The 17,412-nt window shown below is 60.1% G+C and carries 15 protein-coding genes and 1 other RNA gene; 14 read left to right on the top strand and 2 right to left on the bottom strand.

Annotated features, from left to right (window positions below; translation table 11 throughout):
* Nucleotides 1-55 precede the first annotated feature (55 nt).
* Both H8F21_RS21695 and H8F21_RS21690 read right to left on the bottom strand, forming a co-directional pair.
* Nucleotides 56-427, bottom strand: a complete 372-nt coding sequence (locus H8F21_RS21695; RefSeq protein ID WP_203585289.1) for a YraN family protein — start codon at nt 425-427, stop codon at nt 56-58.
* A complete protein-coding gene (locus H8F21_RS21690; protein ID WP_203585288.1) occupies nt 427-2,247 on the bottom strand; it encodes a penicillin-binding protein activator in 1,821 nt (606 codons plus the stop codon). Before H8F21_RS21690 ends, H8F21_RS21695 begins: the two co-directional genes overlap by 1 nt.
* A gap of 153 nt (nt 2,248-2,400) precedes the next feature.
* On the opposite strand from H8F21_RS21690, the gene rsmI reads away from it, so the two are divergent.
* The 14 genes from rsmI to H8F21_RS21620 all read left to right on the top strand — a co-directional run bounded on the left by rsmI (nt 2,401) and on the right by H8F21_RS21620 (nt 17,408).
* On the top strand, nt 2,401-3,309 hold the full coding sequence (gene rsmI / locus H8F21_RS21685) for a 16S rRNA (cytidine(1402)-2'-O)-methyltransferase (RefSeq protein WP_203479512.1): 909 nt from the start codon (nt 2,401-2,403) through the stop codon (nt 3,307-3,309).
* Between the two features lie 67 nt (nt 3,310-3,376).
* Nucleotides 3,377-3,736, top strand: an RNA gene (rnpB, locus tag H8F21_RS21680) — RNase P RNA component class A.
* A 309-nt stretch (nt 3,737-4,045) separates the two neighbouring features.
* On the top strand, nt 4,046-4,501 hold the full coding sequence (mraZ, locus tag H8F21_RS21675; protein ID WP_136474680.1) for a division/cell wall cluster transcriptional repressor MraZ: 456 nt from the start codon (nt 4,046-4,048) through the stop codon (nt 4,499-4,501).
* The gene (gene rsmH / locus H8F21_RS21670; protein WP_408004481.1) at nt 4,498-5,445 is read left to right on the top strand and encodes a 16S rRNA (cytosine(1402)-N(4))-methyltransferase RsmH; all 948 of its coding nucleotides are present in this window, start codon (nt 4,498-4,500) and stop codon (nt 5,443-5,445) included. The genes mraZ and rsmH overlap by 4 nt, the downstream gene beginning before the upstream one ends.
* Complete coding sequence (gene ftsL, locus H8F21_RS21665; protein WP_136474682.1) at nt 5,442-5,735, top strand: cell division protein FtsL; 294 nt, start codon at nt 5,442-5,444, stop codon at nt 5,733-5,735. The genes rsmH and ftsL overlap by 4 nt, the downstream gene beginning before the upstream one ends.
* Nucleotides 5,735-7,468 (top strand): peptidoglycan D,D-transpeptidase FtsI family protein, encoded by a 1,734-nt coding sequence (locus tag H8F21_RS21660; RefSeq protein WP_203543649.1) that lies wholly within the window; start codon nt 5,735-5,737, stop codon nt 7,466-7,468. Before ftsL ends, H8F21_RS21660 begins: the two co-directional genes overlap by 1 nt.
* Complete coding sequence (locus H8F21_RS21655; protein ID WP_203585287.1) at nt 7,468-8,931, top strand: UDP-N-acetylmuramoyl-L-alanyl-D-glutamate--2,6-diaminopimelate ligase; 1,464 nt, start codon at nt 7,468-7,470, stop codon at nt 8,929-8,931. The genes H8F21_RS21660 and H8F21_RS21655 overlap by 1 nt, the downstream gene beginning before the upstream one ends.
* A complete protein-coding gene (locus tag H8F21_RS21650) occupies nt 8,924-10,291 on the top strand; it encodes a UDP-N-acetylmuramoyl-tripeptide--D-alanyl-D-alanine ligase (RefSeq protein ID WP_203585286.1) in 1,368 nt (455 codons plus the stop codon). The genes H8F21_RS21655 and H8F21_RS21650 overlap by 8 nt, the downstream gene beginning before the upstream one ends.
* Entirely contained in the window at nt 10,291-11,373 is a 1,083-nt protein-coding gene (gene mraY / locus H8F21_RS21645) for a phospho-N-acetylmuramoyl-pentapeptide-transferase (RefSeq protein WP_203479515.1), read from the top strand. Before H8F21_RS21650 ends, mraY begins: the two co-directional genes overlap by 1 nt.
* Nucleotides 11,374-11,378: 5 nt before the next feature.
* On the top strand, nt 11,379-12,725 hold the full coding sequence (murD, locus tag H8F21_RS21640; RefSeq protein WP_203585285.1) for a UDP-N-acetylmuramoyl-L-alanine--D-glutamate ligase: 1,347 nt from the start codon (nt 11,379-11,381) through the stop codon (nt 12,723-12,725).
* Complete coding sequence (gene ftsW, locus H8F21_RS21635; protein WP_211202021.1) at nt 12,722-13,936, top strand: putative lipid II flippase FtsW; 1,215 nt, start codon at nt 12,722-12,724, stop codon at nt 13,934-13,936. Before murD ends, ftsW begins: the two co-directional genes overlap by 4 nt.
* Nucleotides 13,926-15,005 (top strand): undecaprenyldiphospho-muramoylpentapeptide beta-N-acetylglucosaminyltransferase, encoded by a 1,080-nt coding sequence (gene murG / locus H8F21_RS21630; RefSeq protein ID WP_203479517.1) that lies wholly within the window; start codon nt 13,926-13,928, stop codon nt 15,003-15,005. Before ftsW ends, murG begins: the two co-directional genes overlap by 11 nt.
* Complete coding sequence (gene murC / locus H8F21_RS21625; RefSeq protein ID WP_203479518.1) at nt 14,998-16,452, top strand: UDP-N-acetylmuramate--L-alanine ligase; 1,455 nt, start codon at nt 14,998-15,000, stop codon at nt 16,450-16,452. Before murG ends, murC begins: the two co-directional genes overlap by 8 nt.
* The gene (locus H8F21_RS21620; protein WP_203479519.1) at nt 16,449-17,408 is read left to right on the top strand and encodes a D-alanine--D-alanine ligase; all 960 of its coding nucleotides are present in this window, start codon (nt 16,449-16,451) and stop codon (nt 17,406-17,408) included. Before murC ends, H8F21_RS21620 begins: the two co-directional genes overlap by 4 nt.
* Nucleotides 17,409-17,412 lie beyond the last annotated feature (4 nt).

Genomic DNA, 17,412 nt, shown 5'->3' with positions numbered 1-17,412 from the left:
CGCGAAGCAAAGAGCAAAAAAGTTGTAGGGGTAAACGTGCAGGGTCAGGGCGGGCTCAGCATTCGAAGGCGTTTTTCAGCCATTGAAGCGCTTGGCCCGAGTGGCCTCTGCCTTGCACGGCGATCACATCGAAACGGCAGGGGGAGTTGGTCCACTGGGTTTCCTTGTGCAGAAAAGACTCGGCGGCTAGCACCAGTTTGTCCTGCTTGCGCCCGTCGATACTGCCGAGCGCACCGCCGAAGTCCGCGTGCATCCGATAGCGAACCTCGACGAATACTACTGTATCGCTGTCGAGCATGACCAGATCAAGCTCGCCACGTTTGCATCGCCAGTTCTGTGCCAGCAGGCTCAGGCCTTGCCCTCGAAGGTACTCGAGGGCGTGTTGCTCGGCGGCCTGGCCTGCTTGTTGGCGTGAACTGTGAGGCATTAGCGTGGGGTGTCGGGCAGGCGTTTGATTTGTCCGCCGGAAAATTCGGCCCACGGCAGCTGACGCTCGATGCGCTGGTTGGGGTTCATGCTCAGGCTGCCGGAAAGGCCCTCGATGCGGTTATCCGGCAGTGCCTTGAGTTGGCCCAGGCGTGGCGCCAGGCTGTAGGCGTCGATGCCCATGGCATACAGGCGACCGAGGCTGCCGGCAGCTTGAGGCCACTGCGTGACCACTTGCTGGCGCAGGCTGTTGTTGGTATCGAGCAGCCAAGGGGTTTCGCAGAAGCGGACCCCGTTCATGTCGTTGTACTGGTTTACGTCACCGCTGGCGCTGTACAAGTGCGAGGTGGCATAAACCGGAACGTCACCGGCGTACTGGAAGTTGAGGGTTGGCTTGATTTGCTGGCCTTGCTGTGGGGTAGCGGCGAGGAAGAGGAAATCGATGTCCTGGCGGCGCGAAGGCTGGGCCGAAACAGTGCCACCGACAGTGCTCTGCAGGCTTTTTGCGCGGCCTTCGCTCTGGCGCAGTTGGAACAGATCTGCAATTTGCTGGGCCAGCTCTACAGGTTGGCCAATGTGCTCGGCGGCCAGCAGGGTGCCGCCGTTGGCTTCCCAGTCTTGACGGAATGCCTTGAGCACGCGATCACCCCATTCGCCACGCGGTACCAGGGCGACGGCGCGAACCATGCCATCGGCGCGAGCGCGGCGCGATACTTCGCGGGCTTCGTCCTCGGCAGCCAAGCCGAACTGGAACAGCTGTGCCGGGCCGGTCTGTCCGGCTTCGCTGTAGTTCAAGGCAAGCGTGGTGATTGGCAACTGTGGTCGTGCCGCAAGTTGCTTGACCAGGTTTTTTTCCAGTGGGCCTACGACCAATTGTGCGCCGGCTGCCTGTGCCTGACGGTAGAAGTCATCCAGAGAAGTCAGGCGCGAGCTGTCGAATACTTCGATTGCTGGGGGCTTCTGTCCGGCTTGTTGAGCTTGGAAGTGCGCAGCCATGAAACCATCACGCAGGGCGCGGGCCACGCCGGCCAACTGGCCTTCCTGTGGCAGCAGCAAGGCGATCTTGGTCAGGGGTTGGCTGGCCAGTTCCTTGAGCTTGACCAGCGGCAGAGGCAATTGCACTGCGGCTGGGTGCTCTGGATTCTGTTTGCGCCAGTTGTCGATGGCTGCTTGCTGCTGCTCCAGCGTGCCGGCACTTTTTACTGCCAGGGCCAGGCTGGCCCAGCCGGCGAGCGTACCGGTGCCAGTGCTGGCAGCCTGCAATTGATCGCTGGGCAGGGCGGCGACCAGATTCCAGATGGCGTCGTTATTGGCGCTGGCTGCGTCACCGCTGAGCAGTGGTGCCAGGTCGACGCGTGTCTGGGCGGCGGCGAGAGTCTGGCCGTTGGCTTCCAGGACGCTGGCCTGCACGCTGCGTGTGCGGCGTTGTTGTTCGTCCGGTAGCTCACCCAGGCGCCCAAGGCTTGGATGGCTCAGGGCGGTCAGGGCGGCCTTGGGCTGGTTGCGGCTCATGGCCAGCTCAGCGCTCAGTGTGCTGGCGAATATCTGCTGCGCCGGTTTGAGTTGTTCAACCGGCACCTGCTCGAGGATTCGCGCGGCACGTACGTTGTCTTTTTGCCGGTAGGCCAGGTCGGCGGCGCTCAGGCGCAGCAAGGCGGCTTCGTCCGGATTCTTGCTGGTGGCGGCCTGTTCAAGCAGTTGCTCGATGCTGGCGTCCGGGGTGCGTGGCAGTTCGCCGAGGCTCGACGAGGGCGAGCTGGCGCAGGCTGCCAGCAGGGCGGCGAGGCAAAGGGCTGTGAGCAGCCGCAGGCAAGCGATCATGTAATGGTCCTGTTACTCGATCAAATTAACTGGCAATTGTACCCAAGCGTTGGCCGGGGCGCGATGTTGCTGGCGTTAATCCTTCAATATAGGTCGTCACGGACAATGTGTAGGCCGCGCAGGTTACGCATTGTTGCCGTCAGTCGGGCTACAATGGCGCTTTGTTCAAGACGACAGGTATGTGCTGTGACTGATGCTCCAGGGGCTTCCCATTCCACTGCTGGCACGCTTTACGTGGTGGCCACGCCCATCGGCAACCTGGATGACATGAGTGCGCGAGCGCTGAAAGTACTCGGTAGCGTCGCGTTGATTGCGGCCGAAGACACGCGTCATTCCATTCGTTTGCTGCAACACTTTGGTATCAACACGCCGCTGGCAGCCTGCCATGAGCACAACGAGCGCGACGAGGGCAATCGCTTTCTGACGCGTTTGCTGGCCGGGGACAGCGTGGCATTGATCTCCGATGCCGGCACGCCGCTGATTTCTGATCCCGGCTACCACCTCGTGCGCCAGGCGCGTGCAGCGGGTATCGCTGTGGTGCCGGTACCTGGCGCTTGCGCACTGATTGCCGCGCTTTCGGCGGCGGGGCTGCCATCGGATCGCTTCATTTTCGAAGGTTTTCTGCCTGCCAAGGCGGTGGGGCGCCGCGCGCGTCTGACCCAGGTCAAGGAAGAGCCGCGCACCCTGATCTTTTACGAGGCGCCGCATCGAATCCTCGAGTGTCTGCAGGATATGGAGGAGGTATTTGGCGCCGAGCGTCCAGCCTTGCTTGCGCGTGAGCTGACCAAGACGTTCGAAACCCTCAAGGGGCTGCCGCTGGGTGAGCTGCGAGCTTTTGTCGAGGCGGACAGCAACCAGCAGCGCGGCGAGTGCGTGGTGCTGGTCGCCGGCTGGACTGCCCCGGAAGATGAGCAGGCGGTGAGCAGTGAGGCGATGCGCGTGCTGGACCTGTTGCTGGCGGAGATGCCGCTCAAGCGGGCAGCGGCCCTGGCGGCGGAAATCACCGGTGTGCGCAAGAACGTGCTGTACCAGGTAGCCCTGGAAAAACAAAAAGACCGTTAATAGCTTTATGCTACTATTTGTTTTATCGCTTGTTCTTGAGCGTCTCAGCCGTTAACCTTTGCGGCGGAGAGTCGATCGGACAGTCGCTGCCTTCTTTTGTTCCGCAAAAGAGGGGGGAGGAAAGTCCGGGCTCCATAGGGCGGAGTGCCAGGTAATACCTGGGGGGCGTGAGCCTACGGAAAGTGCCACAGAAAATAACCGCCTAAGCACTTCGGTGCCGGTAAGGGTGAAAAGGTGCGGTAAGAGCGCACCGCACGACTGGCAACAGTTCGTGGCTAGGTAAACCCCACTCGGAGCAAGACCAAATAGGGTTCCATATGGCGCGGCCCGCGTTGGAACCGGGTAGGTTGCTAAAGACGTCCAGTGATGGCCGTCGTAGAGGAATGACTGTCCTCGACAGAACCCGGCTTACAGATCGACTCTCCACCTCTTCCTCCCCTGCTTGAATCGATAGCAGATGTGTCTCAGTAATACCAAAAAAATCTTACTCTTAATAAATCACTTTAACTTTGCACGCTATGTGCCTAAGTGACTTTGATTTTTTCTGTCAGAAATCTCTCCATTTTGTACCTCCTTCTTCTTATATCTCGCTAAATCTCCGATCTGTAAGGGATTTCCTTGTAGGCGCGCCTTGACGGTGTGGTAGGCGGATTCCTATAGTGTGCGCAAGTGGCAGAAAGTGGCATGAAGTGGGTTTTCTGATCACAATAAAGCTAACAAGTGGGGAATCGCAGCCGTGTTTCGCGGAGCCAACGCTATCAACCTCGACGCAAAGGGCCGTCTCGCAATGCCGAGCCGGTACCGTGACGAGCTCGATTCGCGTAGTTCCGGGCAATTGATCGTGACCATCGACGCTGTTGATCCTTGCTTGTGTGTGTATCCCCTCGATGAGTGGGAACTGATTGAAGCCAAGTTGCGCGCCTTGCCGTCATTGCGAGAAGAGAACCGTCGCCTGCAGCGTTTGCTGATTGGTAATGCGGTTGATCTGGAGCTTGATGGCAGTGGTCGTTTCCTGGTGCCTCCGCGTTTGCGCGAATACGCCAAGCTCGACAAGAAAGCGATGCTGGTGGGGCAACTGAACAAATTTCAACTGTGGGATGAGGATGCCTGGAACGCAGTTTCGGCAGCCGATCTTGCAGCTATTCAACAACCGGGCGCCATGCCTGAAGAACTGCGTGATTTGATCCTGTGACTATAGATAGCGGCTTTAACCACATCACCGTACTGCTTGACGAAGCCGTCGAGGCTCTCGCCGTACGCGCCGATGGCTGCTATCTGGATGGCACCTTCGGCCGTGGCGGGCATAGCCGCCTGATACTCAGTAAGCTGGGGCCGCAAGGAAAGTTGCTCGGTTTTGACAAAGATCCTCAAGCGATTGCCACCGGGCAAGCGCTGGCGGCCGAAGACGGCCGCTTTGTCATTGTGCAGCGTAGTTTTGCCGAGCTCGGTGATGAGGTTGCGCAGCGCGGCCTGGCCGGCAAGGTAAGCGGCGTGCTGATGGACCTGGGGGTGTCCTCCCCTCAGCTTGATGACCCGGAGCGCGGTTTCAGTTTTCTCAATGACGGTCCGCTGGACATGCGCATGGATCCGAGCCGCGGCATTAGCGCTGCCGAGTTCATCGCGACCGCGCCGGTCGAGGAAATCGCCCGTGTATTCAAGGAATACGGCGAAGAGCGCTTTTCCGGGCGCATGGCCCGTGCGGTAGTCGAGCGTCGTGAGCTGCAGCCATTCACGCGCACGGCAGACCTCGCCGAAGTGCTGAAAGTGGCCAACCCTGCCTGGGAAAAAGGCAAGAACCCTGCAACCCGTGCTTTCCAGGGCTTGCGCATCCATGTCAACAATGAACTGGGTGATCTTGAGGTAGGCCTTGAGGCCGCGCTCGATGCGCTGGAAGTGGGTGGTCGCCTGGTGGTGATCAGCTTCCACTCCCTGGAAGACCGTATCGTCAAGCTGTTCATGCGCAAGCTGGTCAAGGGCGAGGCCGACAATCTGCCACGTAACCTACCTGTGCAACACAAGCATTTCGAGCCTCGAATCAAAGTCCACGGTAAAGCGCAGTTTGCGTCCGAAGCCGAGCTCAAGGCCAATCCTCGTTCGCGCAGCGCTGTGATGCGCGTTGCCGAGAAGCTGCGGTGAGTCGCTTGTTCGCCAAGCCTTTGCCAGGCGGAAGCTTCCTGATGCTTCTGCTGTTTATTGCCGTGCTCGTTTCTTCGGTGGCGGTGTCGTACAGCGCGCATTGGAACCGTCAGTTACTCAACACGCTGTATGGCGAACTCAGCGAGCGCGACAAGGCGCAGGCCGAGTGGGGCCGTTTGATTCTTGAGCAAAGCACCTGGACAGCGCACAGCCGGATTGAAAATCTGGCTAGCGAACAGTTGCAAATGCGTATTCCGGCCGCCAACGAAGTACGGATGGTGGCACCATGATGAAACTTGAGGGGGCGCTCTACCCGTGGCGGTTCCGCGTGGTTATCGCATTGCTGGCAGTAATGGTCGGCGCGATTGCCTGGCGCATTATCGACCTGCAGGTCGTCGACCGTGCCTTCCTCAAGGGACAGGGCGATGCGCGCAGCCTGCGTCATATCCCGATCCCTGCGCACCGCGGGCTTATTACTGACCGCAACGGCGAACCGCTGGCGGTCAGTACCCCGGTCACCACCTTGTGGGCCAACCCCAAGGAGATGCAGGCGACCAAAGAGCGTTGGCCAGCCCTGGCGGAAGCGCTCAAGCAGAGCCCGCAACAGCTGACCCAGCGCCTGGAACAACAGGCCAATAAAGAGTTCATCTACCTGGTTCGAGGCCTGACGCCGGAACAGGGCCAAGTGGTACTCGATCTTAAAGTTCCTGGTGTCTATGGCATCGAGGAATTTCGTCGTTTCTACCCTGCAGGCGATGTTGCCGCACACATGGTTGGTTTTACCGACCTTGATGATCATGGTCGCGAAGGGGTCGAGTTGGCCTACGACGAGTGGCTGGCCGGCGTGCCCGGCAAACGGCAAGTGATCAAGGACCGGCGCGGTCGGCTGATCAAAGACATTCAAGTGACCAAAAACGCCAAGGCCGGAAAGACCTTGGCGTTGTCCATCGACCTGCGCCTGCAGTACCTGGCTACCCGCGAGTTGCGTAACGCAATTGCGGAGCAGGAAGCCAAGGCAGGCAGCCTGGTGATTCTGGATGTGAAGACGGGTGAAGTACTGGCGATGGTCAATCAGCCCACTTACAACCCGAACAACCGCCGCAGCATGTTCCCGGCCGCCATGCGCAATCGGGCGATCATCGACGTGTTCGAGCCCGGCTCCACGGTAAAGCCGTTGTCCATGAGTGCTGCGTTGCAGAGCGGACGCTGGAAGCCGACCGACAAGGTTGAAGTGTATCCAGGCACCTTGCAGCTCGGTCGCTACACCATTCGTGACGTATCGCGCAGTGAGGGCCCGATCCTTGACCTTACCGGCATTCTGATCAACTCCAGTAACGTCGGCATGAGCAAGATCGCCTTCGATATTGGTGGCGAATCGATTTACCGAGTGATGTCGCAGCTGGGCCTGGGTCAGTACACCGGCCTGGGTTTCCCAGGTGAGCGGGTCGGTAACCTGCCGAACCATCGTGAGTGGCGCAAAGCCGAAACCGCAACCCTGTCCTACGGCTACGGCCTGTCGGTGACGGCGCTGCAATTGGTCCACGCCTACGCCGCACTGGCCAACGACGGCAAAATGGTGCCCTTGAGTATCCTCAAGGTCGACAAGACCCCAGAGTCCACGCAAGTGGTGCCGGTGGAAGTCGCCAAGACCATCCAGGGCATGGTCCAGCAGGTAATCGAGGCGCCGCGTGGCGTGTTCCGTGCCCAGGTGCCGTTCTATCACGTAGGTGGCAAGAGTGGTACGGCGCGTAAGGCCACCATCGGTTCCAAAGGCTACACCGAGAATTCCTATCGTTCGTTGTTCGCCGGATTCGGGCCGATGAGCGATCCACGCTATGCGGTGGTCGTGGTCATCGACGAGCCCAGCAAGGGCGGCTACTTCGGTGGCCTGGTTTCGGCCCCGGTGTTCAGTAAAGTCATGTCCGGCACGTTGCGCCTGATGAACATTCCGCCGGACAACCTGCCGGCGGCAACACCACAGCAGCAGGTTGATGCTGCGCCCGCCAAGGGAGGGCGCGGTTGATGACGATGCCATTGAGCAAACTTTTTCCTCAGGCCAGTCGCGATCCATTGATTCGCGAGTTGACGCTGGACAGCCGTAATATTCGTCCAGGCGATCTGTTCCTGGCCGTGCCGGGCGCTCTGGTCGATGGTCGCGAGCATATTGCCGATGCGCTCAAGCGCGGTGCGGCAGCAGTGGCTTATGAAGCTGAAAACGCCACGGTGCTGCCGATCACGGATGCGCCGCTGATTCCGGTCAAGGGCCTGATTGCCCAGCTGTCGGATATCGCTGGACGCTTTTATGGCGAGCCAAGCCGTCAGCTCAATCTGGTAGGGGTCACCGGTACCAACGGTAAGACCAGCGTTACCCAACTGGTAGCCCAGGCACTGGACGCGTTGGGTCAACGTTGCGGCCTGATCGGCACACTGGGAACCGGGTTTTATGGCGAGCTGCAAAGCGGCCGTTTGACTACCCCGGACCCGATTGCCGTGCAGGCGACCCTTAACGACCTGAAGAAGGCTGGGGCGAAGGCCATTGCCATGGAGGTTTCCTCCCATGCCCTGGAGCAGGGACGGGTTGCGGCCTTGGCATTCGATATCGCGGTGATGACCAACCTGTCGCGCGACCACCTCGATTACCACGGCAGCATGCAGGCTTATGAAAATGCCAAGGCGCGTTTGTTTGCCTGGCCCGATCTGCGTTGCCGAGTGGTCAACCTGGATGACGAGTTTGGTCGTCGCCTGGCCCGTGAATACGCCGAATCGCGGCTGATCAGCTACAGCTTGAAAGATAGCGCCGCTTCGCTGTACTGCCGCGAAGCGCATTTCGACGATGATGGCGTACGTGCAGTTATTGTCACCGCCCAGGGTGAACGCACGCTGCGCAGCCGTCTGCTCGGTCGTTTCAATTTGAGCAACATGCTGGCAGCGGTCGGAACCTTGCTGGCGCTTGATTATCCATTGGATGAAATCCTGCAAGTCACCCCCAAGCTGGAAGGGCCGATTGGCCGCATGCAGCGCCTGGGTGGTGGTAGCAAGCCGCTGGTAGTGGTTGATTACGCCCATACCCCTGATGCCCTGGAGCAGGTCCTTCTGGCCCTGCGTCCGCACGCCAAAGGGCAATTGCTGTGCCTGTTCGGTTGCGGTGGCGATCGTGATCGCGGCAAGCGTCCATTGATGGCCGAGGTTGCCGAGCGTCTGGCCGATCGCGTGCTGGTGACCGACGACAACCCCCGCAGCGAAGACCCGCAGCAAATTTTCGCCGACATCCAACCTGGCTTTGCCAAGGCTGAAGCCGTCGAGTTCGTTGCCGGTCGTGGCGCCGCCATTGCTCAATTTATCGCCAGCGCCGGGGTTGACGACGTCATCGTCCTGGCCGGCAAAGGGCACGAGGACTATCAGGAAATCAACGGTCAGCGCCACGACTTTTCTGACCTGGTCGAGGCCGAGAAGGCGCTTGCCGCCTGGGGAGCCGCCAATGCTTAAGCCATTGACCCTCAGCCAGCTCACCCCCGCCCTGCAGGGGCGTCTGATCAGTGCCGATGCGACGTTTACCGGCGTCAGTATCGACAGTCGCGCAATCGTTGCCGGGCAACTGTTCATTGCCCTGGCAGGCCCGCGCTTTGACGGTCATGACTATCTGAATGAAGTGCAGGCCAAGGGCGCCGTTGCGGCCCTGGTCGAGCGTGAAGTGCCCGGCAGCAAGCTGCCGCAGTTGCTGGTTGCCGACTGTCGTTTGGCCCTGGGTCAACTGGGTGCGCTGAACCGCAGTGCATTCGACAAACCTGTCGCCGCCATTACCGGCTCCAGTGGCAAGACCACGGTCAAGGAAATGCTCGCCAGCATTTTGCGCACCCGCGGTTCGGTTCTGGCCACCCGTGGCAACCTCAACAACGACCTTGGCGCGCCGTTGACGCTGCTCGAAATTGCCCCGGAACATACGGCGGCAGTTATCGAGTTGGGCGCTTCGCGTATTGGTGAGATCGCCTATACCGTGGGGCTGACCAAGCCGCAGGTAGCCCTGATCAACAACGCCGGAACCGCACATGTCGGCGAGTTCGGTGGTCCTGAGAAAATTGTCGAAGCCAAGGGCGAGATCCTCGAAGGTTTGGGCCAGGATGGCGTGGCTGTATTGAACCTGGAAGACAAGGCGTTCGGTATCTGGAAACAACGCGCCGGTAATCGTCGCCTGCTGACTTTCGCCTTGAACAACGCCGGCGCGGATTTTCATGCCGCAAACCTCGCTCAGGATGAACGCGGTTGCCCGTCCTTCGATCTGCACAGTCCGCTAGGCGTGGCACGGGTTCAGCTCAATCTGCTGGGCACCCACAACGTTGCCAACGCTCTGGCCGCCGCCGCCGCCGCACATGCCTTTGGTCTGGCGCTGGACGGAATTGTCCAGGGCTTGAACTGCGTGCAGCCGGTCAAGGGCCGCACCGTGGTGCAGATGGCCGCCAACGGCGTACGCGTGATCGATGACACCTATAACGCAAACCCCACCTCTATGTGCGCTGCCGTTGATATACTCGCCGGCTTTTCCGGCCGCACCGTTCTGGTGCTCGGGGATATCGGCGAATTGGGCCAGTGGGCTGAGGAAGGGCATCGGCAGGTAGGCGAGTACGCCAAAGACAAGGTTTCGGCACTCTATGCGGTGGGCCAGAACATGGCTCATGCGGTAGCAGTGTTCGGCACCAATGCCCGACATTTCGCTAATCAAGCGGATCTGATCGACGCCGTTCGCGCCGAACAGGCCACTAATACCACTATTTTGATCAAGGGTTCGCGCAGCGCTGCGATGGAGAACGTCGTGGTGGCATTGTGCGGTTCCAGCGGGGAGAAACATTAATGCTGCTACTGCTGGCTGAGTATCTGCAACAGTTCTACAAAGGCTTCGCGGTCTTCCAGTACCTGTCCCTGCGCGGGATCCTGGGTGTGCTGACCGCGTTGTCTCTGGCCCTATGGTTGGGCCCTTGGATGATTCGTACCCTGCAGATTCGCCAGATTGGTCAATCGGTTCGTAACGACGGCCCGCAATCGCACCTGTCCAAGTCCGGTACCCCTACCATGGGCGGTGCTTTGATTCTTTCGGCTATCGGCATCAGCACCTTGCTGTGGGCCGACCTGACCAACCGTTATGTCTGGGTCGTACTGATTGTCACCCTGTTGTTCGGTGCTATCGGCTGGGTCGACGATTACCGCAAGGTGATCGAGAAGAACTCGCGCGGCCTGCCAAGTCGCTGGAAGTATTTCTGGCAATCGGTGTTCGGCCTGGGTGCAGCGATCTTTCTTTATACGACGGCGCCAAGCAGCGTCGAAACCACGCTGATCGTGCCGATGCTCAAGGATGTCACCATCCCGCTGGGTATTGGCTTCGTGGTGCTGACGTATTTCGTAATCGTAGGTTCGAGCAACGCGGTGAATCTTACCGATGGCCTCGATGGCCTGGCGATCATGCCCACGGTCATGGTTGGCGGCGCCCTGGGCATCTTCTGCTACCTGTCGGGTAACGTGAAATTCGCTGAATACCTGCTGATTCCTTATGTGCCGGGTGCGGGTGAGCTGATTGTCTTCTGTGGCGCGCTGATCGGTGCCGGCCTGGGCTTTCTGTGGTTCAACACCTACCCCGCGCAGGTGTTCATGGGCGACGTAGGCGCTCTGGCGCTCGGCGCGGCGCTGGGCACTATCGCCGTCATCGTGCGTCAGGAAATCGTGCTGTTCATCATGGGCGGTGTGTTCGTCATGGAAACCCTTTCGGTGGTGATCCAGGTGGCCTCCTTCAAGTTGACCGGCAAGCGTGTGTTTCGCATGGCCCCGATCCATCACCACTTTGAACTCAAGGGTTGGCCCGAGCCTCGGGTGATCGTCCGTTTCTGGATTATCACCGTGATACTGGTGCTGATCGGCCTTGCCACCCTGAAACTGAGGTAGAGCGCGTGTCACTGATCGCTTCTGACCACTTCCGCATCGTTGTCGGCCTCGGCAAGAGCGGCATGTCCCTGGTTCGCTTCCTGGCGAACCGGGGCATTGCCTTTGCGGTCGCCGACACCCGTGAGCAACCGCCGGAACTGGAAACCCTGCGCCGGGATTACCCGCAGGTGGAAGTACGCTGCGGTGAACTGGACGTAGAATTTCTCTGCCGTGCCGACGAGCTCTATGTCAGCCCAGGCCTGGCCCTGGCTACCCCGGCGCTGCAGCAAGCGGCTGCCCGTGGCGTGAAGTTGTCGGGCGACATTGAACTGTTTGCGCGTAACGCCAAGGCGCCGATCATCGCGATCAGCGGTTCCAATGCGAAAAGCACGGTGACGACCCTGGTTGGCGAAATGGCTGTTGCCGCAGGCAAGCGTGTGGCGGTCGGTGGCAACCTGGGCACCCCAGCGCTGGACCTGCTCAGCGACGACGTCGAGTTGTACGTGATGGAACTGTCGAGTTTCCAACTGGAAACCACCGACCAGCTCAACGCTGAAGTCGCCACGGTGCTCAATGTCAGCGAAGACCACATGGACCGCTACAGCGGTCTGCCGGCCTACCATCTGGCCAAGCACCGGATCTTCCGTGGTGCACGGCAAGTCGTGGTCAACCGCCAGGATGCCCTGAGTCGTCCGTTGCTGACTGAAGGCCAGCCTTGCTGGACCTTTGGTTTGAATGCACCTGACTTCAAGGCGTTCGGCCTGCGTGAAGAAAACGGCGAAAAATACCTGGCATTCGAGTTCCAGAACCTGATGCCGGTGCGCGAGCTGAAGATTCGCGGTGCGCACAACCAGTCCAATGCCCTGGCAGCATTGGCGCTGGGTCATGCCGTGGGGCTGCCGTTCGATGCCATGTTGGCGAGCCTGCGCAGCTTCGCCGGCCTCGCTCATCGCTGCCAGTGGCTGCGTGAGCGCCAGGGCGTGAGCTGGTACGACGACTCCAAAGCCACCAACGTCGGTGCTGCACTGGCAGCCATCGAAGGTTTGGGCGCAGATATTGACGGCAAATTGGTGCTGGTTGCTGGTGGCGACGGCAAAGGTGCCGACTTCAGTGCCCTGCGAGCGCCGGTTACGGCTCACTGCCGTGCCGTGGTACTGCTCGGGCGTGACGCCGAACTACTGGCCCAGGCGCTGGGTGACGAGGTGCCGCTGATCCGGGTCAAGACCCTGGATGAAGCTGTACAACGATCGGCCGAACTGGCTCAACCAGGCGATGCCGTGCTGCTTTCGCCGGCCTGCGCCAGCCTCGACATGTTCAAGAACTTTGAAGAGCGTGGGCGCCTGTTCGCCCAGGCCGTAGGAGGGCTGGCATGATCTTCGGCATGATCAAGCCCTATCCGTCACCGCTGATCAGCGGTCGCGGCATCGATCTCGATTTCGCCATGCTCGCCGGTTGCCTGGCGCTGCTTGGCCTTGGCCTGGTGATGATCACCTCGGCTTCTTCGGAAGTGGCTGCTGCGCAGACAGGCAATCCGCTTTATCACATGTTCCGCCACCTTGTTTACGTGGCCATTGGCGTTTTCGCCTGCATCGTTACCATGATGGTACCGATTGCCACCTGGCAGAAGATGGGCTTCACCATGCTGGTCGGTGCCTTCGCACTGCTGGTGCTGGTATTGGTGCCAGGCATCGGCCGAGAAGTGAACGGTTCGATGCGCTGGATCGGTTTCAGCTTCTTCAACGTACAGCCATCGGAAATCGCCAAGGTCTTTGTGGTGATCTACCTGGCCGGTTACCTGGTGCGCCGTCAGACCGAGGTGCGCGAAAGTTGGATGGGCTTCTTTAAACCGTTCATCGTGTTGCTGCCAATGGCTGGCCTGCTGCTGATGGAGCCAGACTTCGGCGCCACCGTGGTGATGATGGGCGCGGCTGCGGCGATGCTGTTTCTCGGCGGTGTCGGGTTGTTCCGGTTCAGTTTGATGGTGGTGCTGGCGGTGGGGGCAGTGTTTGTCCTGGTCCAGGCCCAACCTTACCGAATGGCGCGTTTGATCACCTTTACCGACCCTTGGTCCGACCAGTTCGGTTCGGGCTATCAGTTGACCCAGGCGTTGATCGCTTTTGGTCGTGGCGAATGGCTTGGCGTTGGCCTTGGCAACAGCGTGCAGAAGCAGTTCTACCTGCCTGAAGCGCACACTGACTTCGTGTTTTCTGTTTTGGCTGAAGAGCTGGGTGTCGTCGGTTCGCTGGTTACCGTGGCGCTGTTTGTGTTTGTAACCGTGCGCGCTTTGTACATCGGGCTGTGGGCTGAAAAAGCCAAACAGTACTTCGCTGCCTATATGGCCTTTGGCCTGGCGTTTCTGTGGATTGGTCAATTCTTGATCAACATCGGCGTGAACGTTGGTTTGCTGCCGACCAAGGGCTTGACGTTGCCGTTCCTCAGTTATGGCGGTAGCTCGTTGGTGATCTGTTGCGCCTGTGTCGGGCTGTTGCTGCGGATCGAGTGGGAGAGTCGAACCCACCTGGGCAGTGAAGAACACGAATTTGATGAAAGTGACTTTGCCGAGGAGCCCAATCATGGCCGCTGACGGCAAAAATATCCTGATCATGGCGGGAGGCACTGGGGGGCATGTGTTTCCGGCCCTTGCCTGTGCCCGCGAATTTCAGGCGCGCGGTTATACCGTGCATTGGCTCGGTACTCCCCGTGGTATCGAGAACGAGTTGGTGCCTCAGGCAGGGTTGCAACTGCACCTGATCCAGGTCACCGGTCTGCGCGGCAAGGGCAAGTTGTCCCTGCTCAAGGCACCCTTCACCCTGGTAAAGGCTGTGCTGCAGGCCCGGCGCATCATTCGTCAGCTCAAGCCGGTGTGCGTGATCGGCTTTGGTGGTTATGTGACCGGCCCTGGCGGCGTCGCCGCCCGTCTGTGCGGCGTGCCTGTCGTGGTTCACGAGCAGAATGCCCGTGCCGGTACCGCCAATCGGTTGCTGGTGCCGTTGGCCGGCCGAGTCTGCGAAGCTTTCCCTGGAACCTTTGCTGCTTCGGAAAAATTGCGTACCACCGGCAATCCGGTGCGTAGCGAACTGTTCATGGAAACCGCACGCGAACCTTTGGGTGCGCGGCGGCCACGCTTGCTGGTGCTGGGTGGAAGCCTTGGCGCCGAACCGCTGAACAAACTGTTGCCCCAAGCCCTGGCCCAGGTGCCCGCGGACATTCGTCCCGAGGTGTTCCACCAGGCTGGCAAGCAACACGACCAGATTACCGCCGAGCGTTATCGCGAGGCCGGAGTCGAGGCTCAAGTAGAGCCGTTTATCAAGGACATGGCCAAGGCTTACGCCTGGGCCGATCTGGTGGTCTGCCGCGCAGGCGCGCTGACCGTCAGTGAGCTGGCTGCGGCCGGCTTGCCCTCGATGCTGGTGCCATTGCCCCACGCCATCGACGATCACCAGACCCACAACGCCCATTATCTGGCCCGTGAAGGCGCTGCCTTCCTGATGCCACAAGCGACAACTGGCGCAGCGCAACTCGCTGAACGCCTGAACGAGGTGCTGATGCAACCGGAAAAACTCTCCACCATGGCCGCCACTGCTCGGCGCCTGGCAAAACCTGCGGCCACCCGCACCGTGGTCGATATCTGTCTGGAGGTGGCCCATGGTTGAAGCTCAAAAAGCCATGCCTCACCCGGAAATGCGCCGTATTCGTCGTATCCACTTCGTCGGTATCGGCGGCGTGGGTATGTGCGGTATCGCTGAAGTACTGCTGAACCTGGGCTATCAGGTATCGGGTTCGGACCTCAAGACTTCGGCAGTCACCGAGCGCCTGGAGTCCTTTGGTGCCCAGATTTTCATCGGCCACCGTGCCGAGAACGCCGCCAGTGCCGATGTACTGGTCGTTTCCAGTGCCATCAATCCGGCCAACCCGGAAGTCGCCACTGCGCTTGAACGGCGTATCCCGGTCGTACCGCGTGCCGAAATGCTGGCCGAGCTGATGCGCTACCGTCACGGCATCGCCGTCGCCGGTACCCACGGCAAGACCACCACTACCAGCCTGCTGGCTTCGGTGTTTGCCGCTGGGGGCCTGGACCCGACATTCGTTATCGGTGGTCGCCTGAATGCAGCGGGCACCAATGCCCAGCTCGGCACCAGCCGCTATCTGATTGCCGAAGCCGACGAGAGCGATGCCAGTTTCCTGCACCTGCAGCCGCTGGTGGCCGTGGTTACCAACATCGACGCCGACCACATGGCGACCTATGAAGGTGACTTCAATAAGCTCAAGAAAACATTTGTCGAGTTTCTCCACAACCTGCCGTTCTACGGCCTGGCAGTGATGTGCCTGGACGATCCGGTAGTGCGTGAAATTCTGCCGCTGGTCAAGCGTCCGGCGGTTACCTACGGCTTCAGCGAAGAAGCCGACGTGCGTGCCATCAATGTGCGCCAGTCGGGCATGCAGACCCACTTCACTGTGCTGCGTCGTGACCGCGAGCCGTTGGATGTGTCGGTCAACATGCCGGGCAACCACAATGTGCTCAATGCCCTGGCGACCATCGCCATTGCCAGCGACGAAGGCATCAGTGATGAGGCCATTGTTCAAGGGCTCTCCGGCTTCCAAGGGGTAGGGCGACGCTTCCAGGTCTACGGCGATCTGCCGGTGGACGGTGGCAGCGTAATGCTGGTTGACGATTACGGTCACCACCCGACCGAAGTCGCCGCCGTGATCAAGGCTGTACGCGGTGGTTGGCCGGAGCGGCGCCTGGTGATGGTTTACCAGCCGCACCGTTTCAGCCGTACCCGTGACCTGTATGACGATTTCGTCCAGGTCCTGGCTGACGCCAACGTGTTGCTGTTGATGGAAGTCTATCCGGCCGGCGAAGAGCCAATTCCAGGTGCTGACAGTCGTCAGCTGTGCCACAGCATCCGTCAGCGCGGCCAGCTCGACCCTATCTACATCGAGCGTGGCGTTGAGCTGGCACCGCTAGTCAAGCCGCTGTTGCGTGCGGGCGACATCCTGCTGTGCCAAGGCGCCGGTGATATCGGTGGCCTGGCTCCGCAGCTTCTTAAAAGTCCGTTGTTCGCTGGTGCTGTTACCAGTCAGGGGAAGTCGAAATGACTGCTAATGCATACGACAAACTGCATTCGACCATCGCGGTGAAAGACTTCGGTCGCGTGGCTGTTCTCTATGGCGGCAAGAGCGCCGAGCGTGAGGTTTCGCTCAAGTCCGGCGCTGCCGTGATCGAGGCGTTGACCAGCGCAGGCGTCGATGTGGTTGCCATTGACGTGGGTGGCGACCTGCTCAACCGTCTGCAAAACGAAAAGATCGATCGCGCCTTCATCATTCTTCACGGCCGCGGCGGTGAAGACGGCAGCATGCAGGGCTTGCTCGAGTGCCTGGGCATCCCCTACACCGGTAGTGGAATCCTCGCTTCGGCACTGGCGATGGACAAACTGCGCACCAAGCAGGTTTGGCAGAGCCTGGGTATTCCCACCCCACGCCATGCAGTACTGAGCAGCGAAGCTGACTGTATTTCTGCAGGCACGGAACTGGGCTTCCCTTTGATCGTCAAACCGGCCCATGAAGGTTCCAGTATCGGTATGGCGAAAGTGACCAGCGTCGAGGCATTGATCGCCGCTTGGAAAGACGCCGCCACCTACGACTCGCAAGTGTTGGTTGAACAATGGATTCAAGGTCCGGAGTTCACTATCGCGACCCTGCGTGGGCAGGTATTGCCACCCATCGCACTGGGTACGCCACACACCTTTTACGACTACGACGCCAAGTACCTGGCTTCCGATACCCAGTACCGGATTCCTTGTGGCCTGAGCGCGGAAAAGGAACAAGAACTGATCGACCTGACCGCCCGCGCCTGTGATGCCGTTGGTATCGCTGGCTGGGGTCGGCTGGACGTCATGCAGGACGAGCAGGGACGTTTCTGGCTGCTCGAAGTGAACACCGCACCAGGCATGACAGATCACAGCCTGGTCCCCATGGCGGCACGTGCGGCCGGTCTGGACTTCCAGCAGTTGGTGCTGGCGATCCTGGCGGCCAGCGTAGAGGCGCGAGGTTAAGCCC

Origin of the sequence: Pseudomonas arcuscaelestis, assembly GCF_016881005.1 — a bacterium.
In the GTDB taxonomy this organism is placed as follows: domain Bacteria; phylum Pseudomonadota; class Gammaproteobacteria; order Pseudomonadales; family Pseudomonadaceae; genus Aquipseudomonas; species Aquipseudomonas arcuscaelestis.
This window is presented reverse-complemented; position numbering and strand designations above follow the sequence as displayed.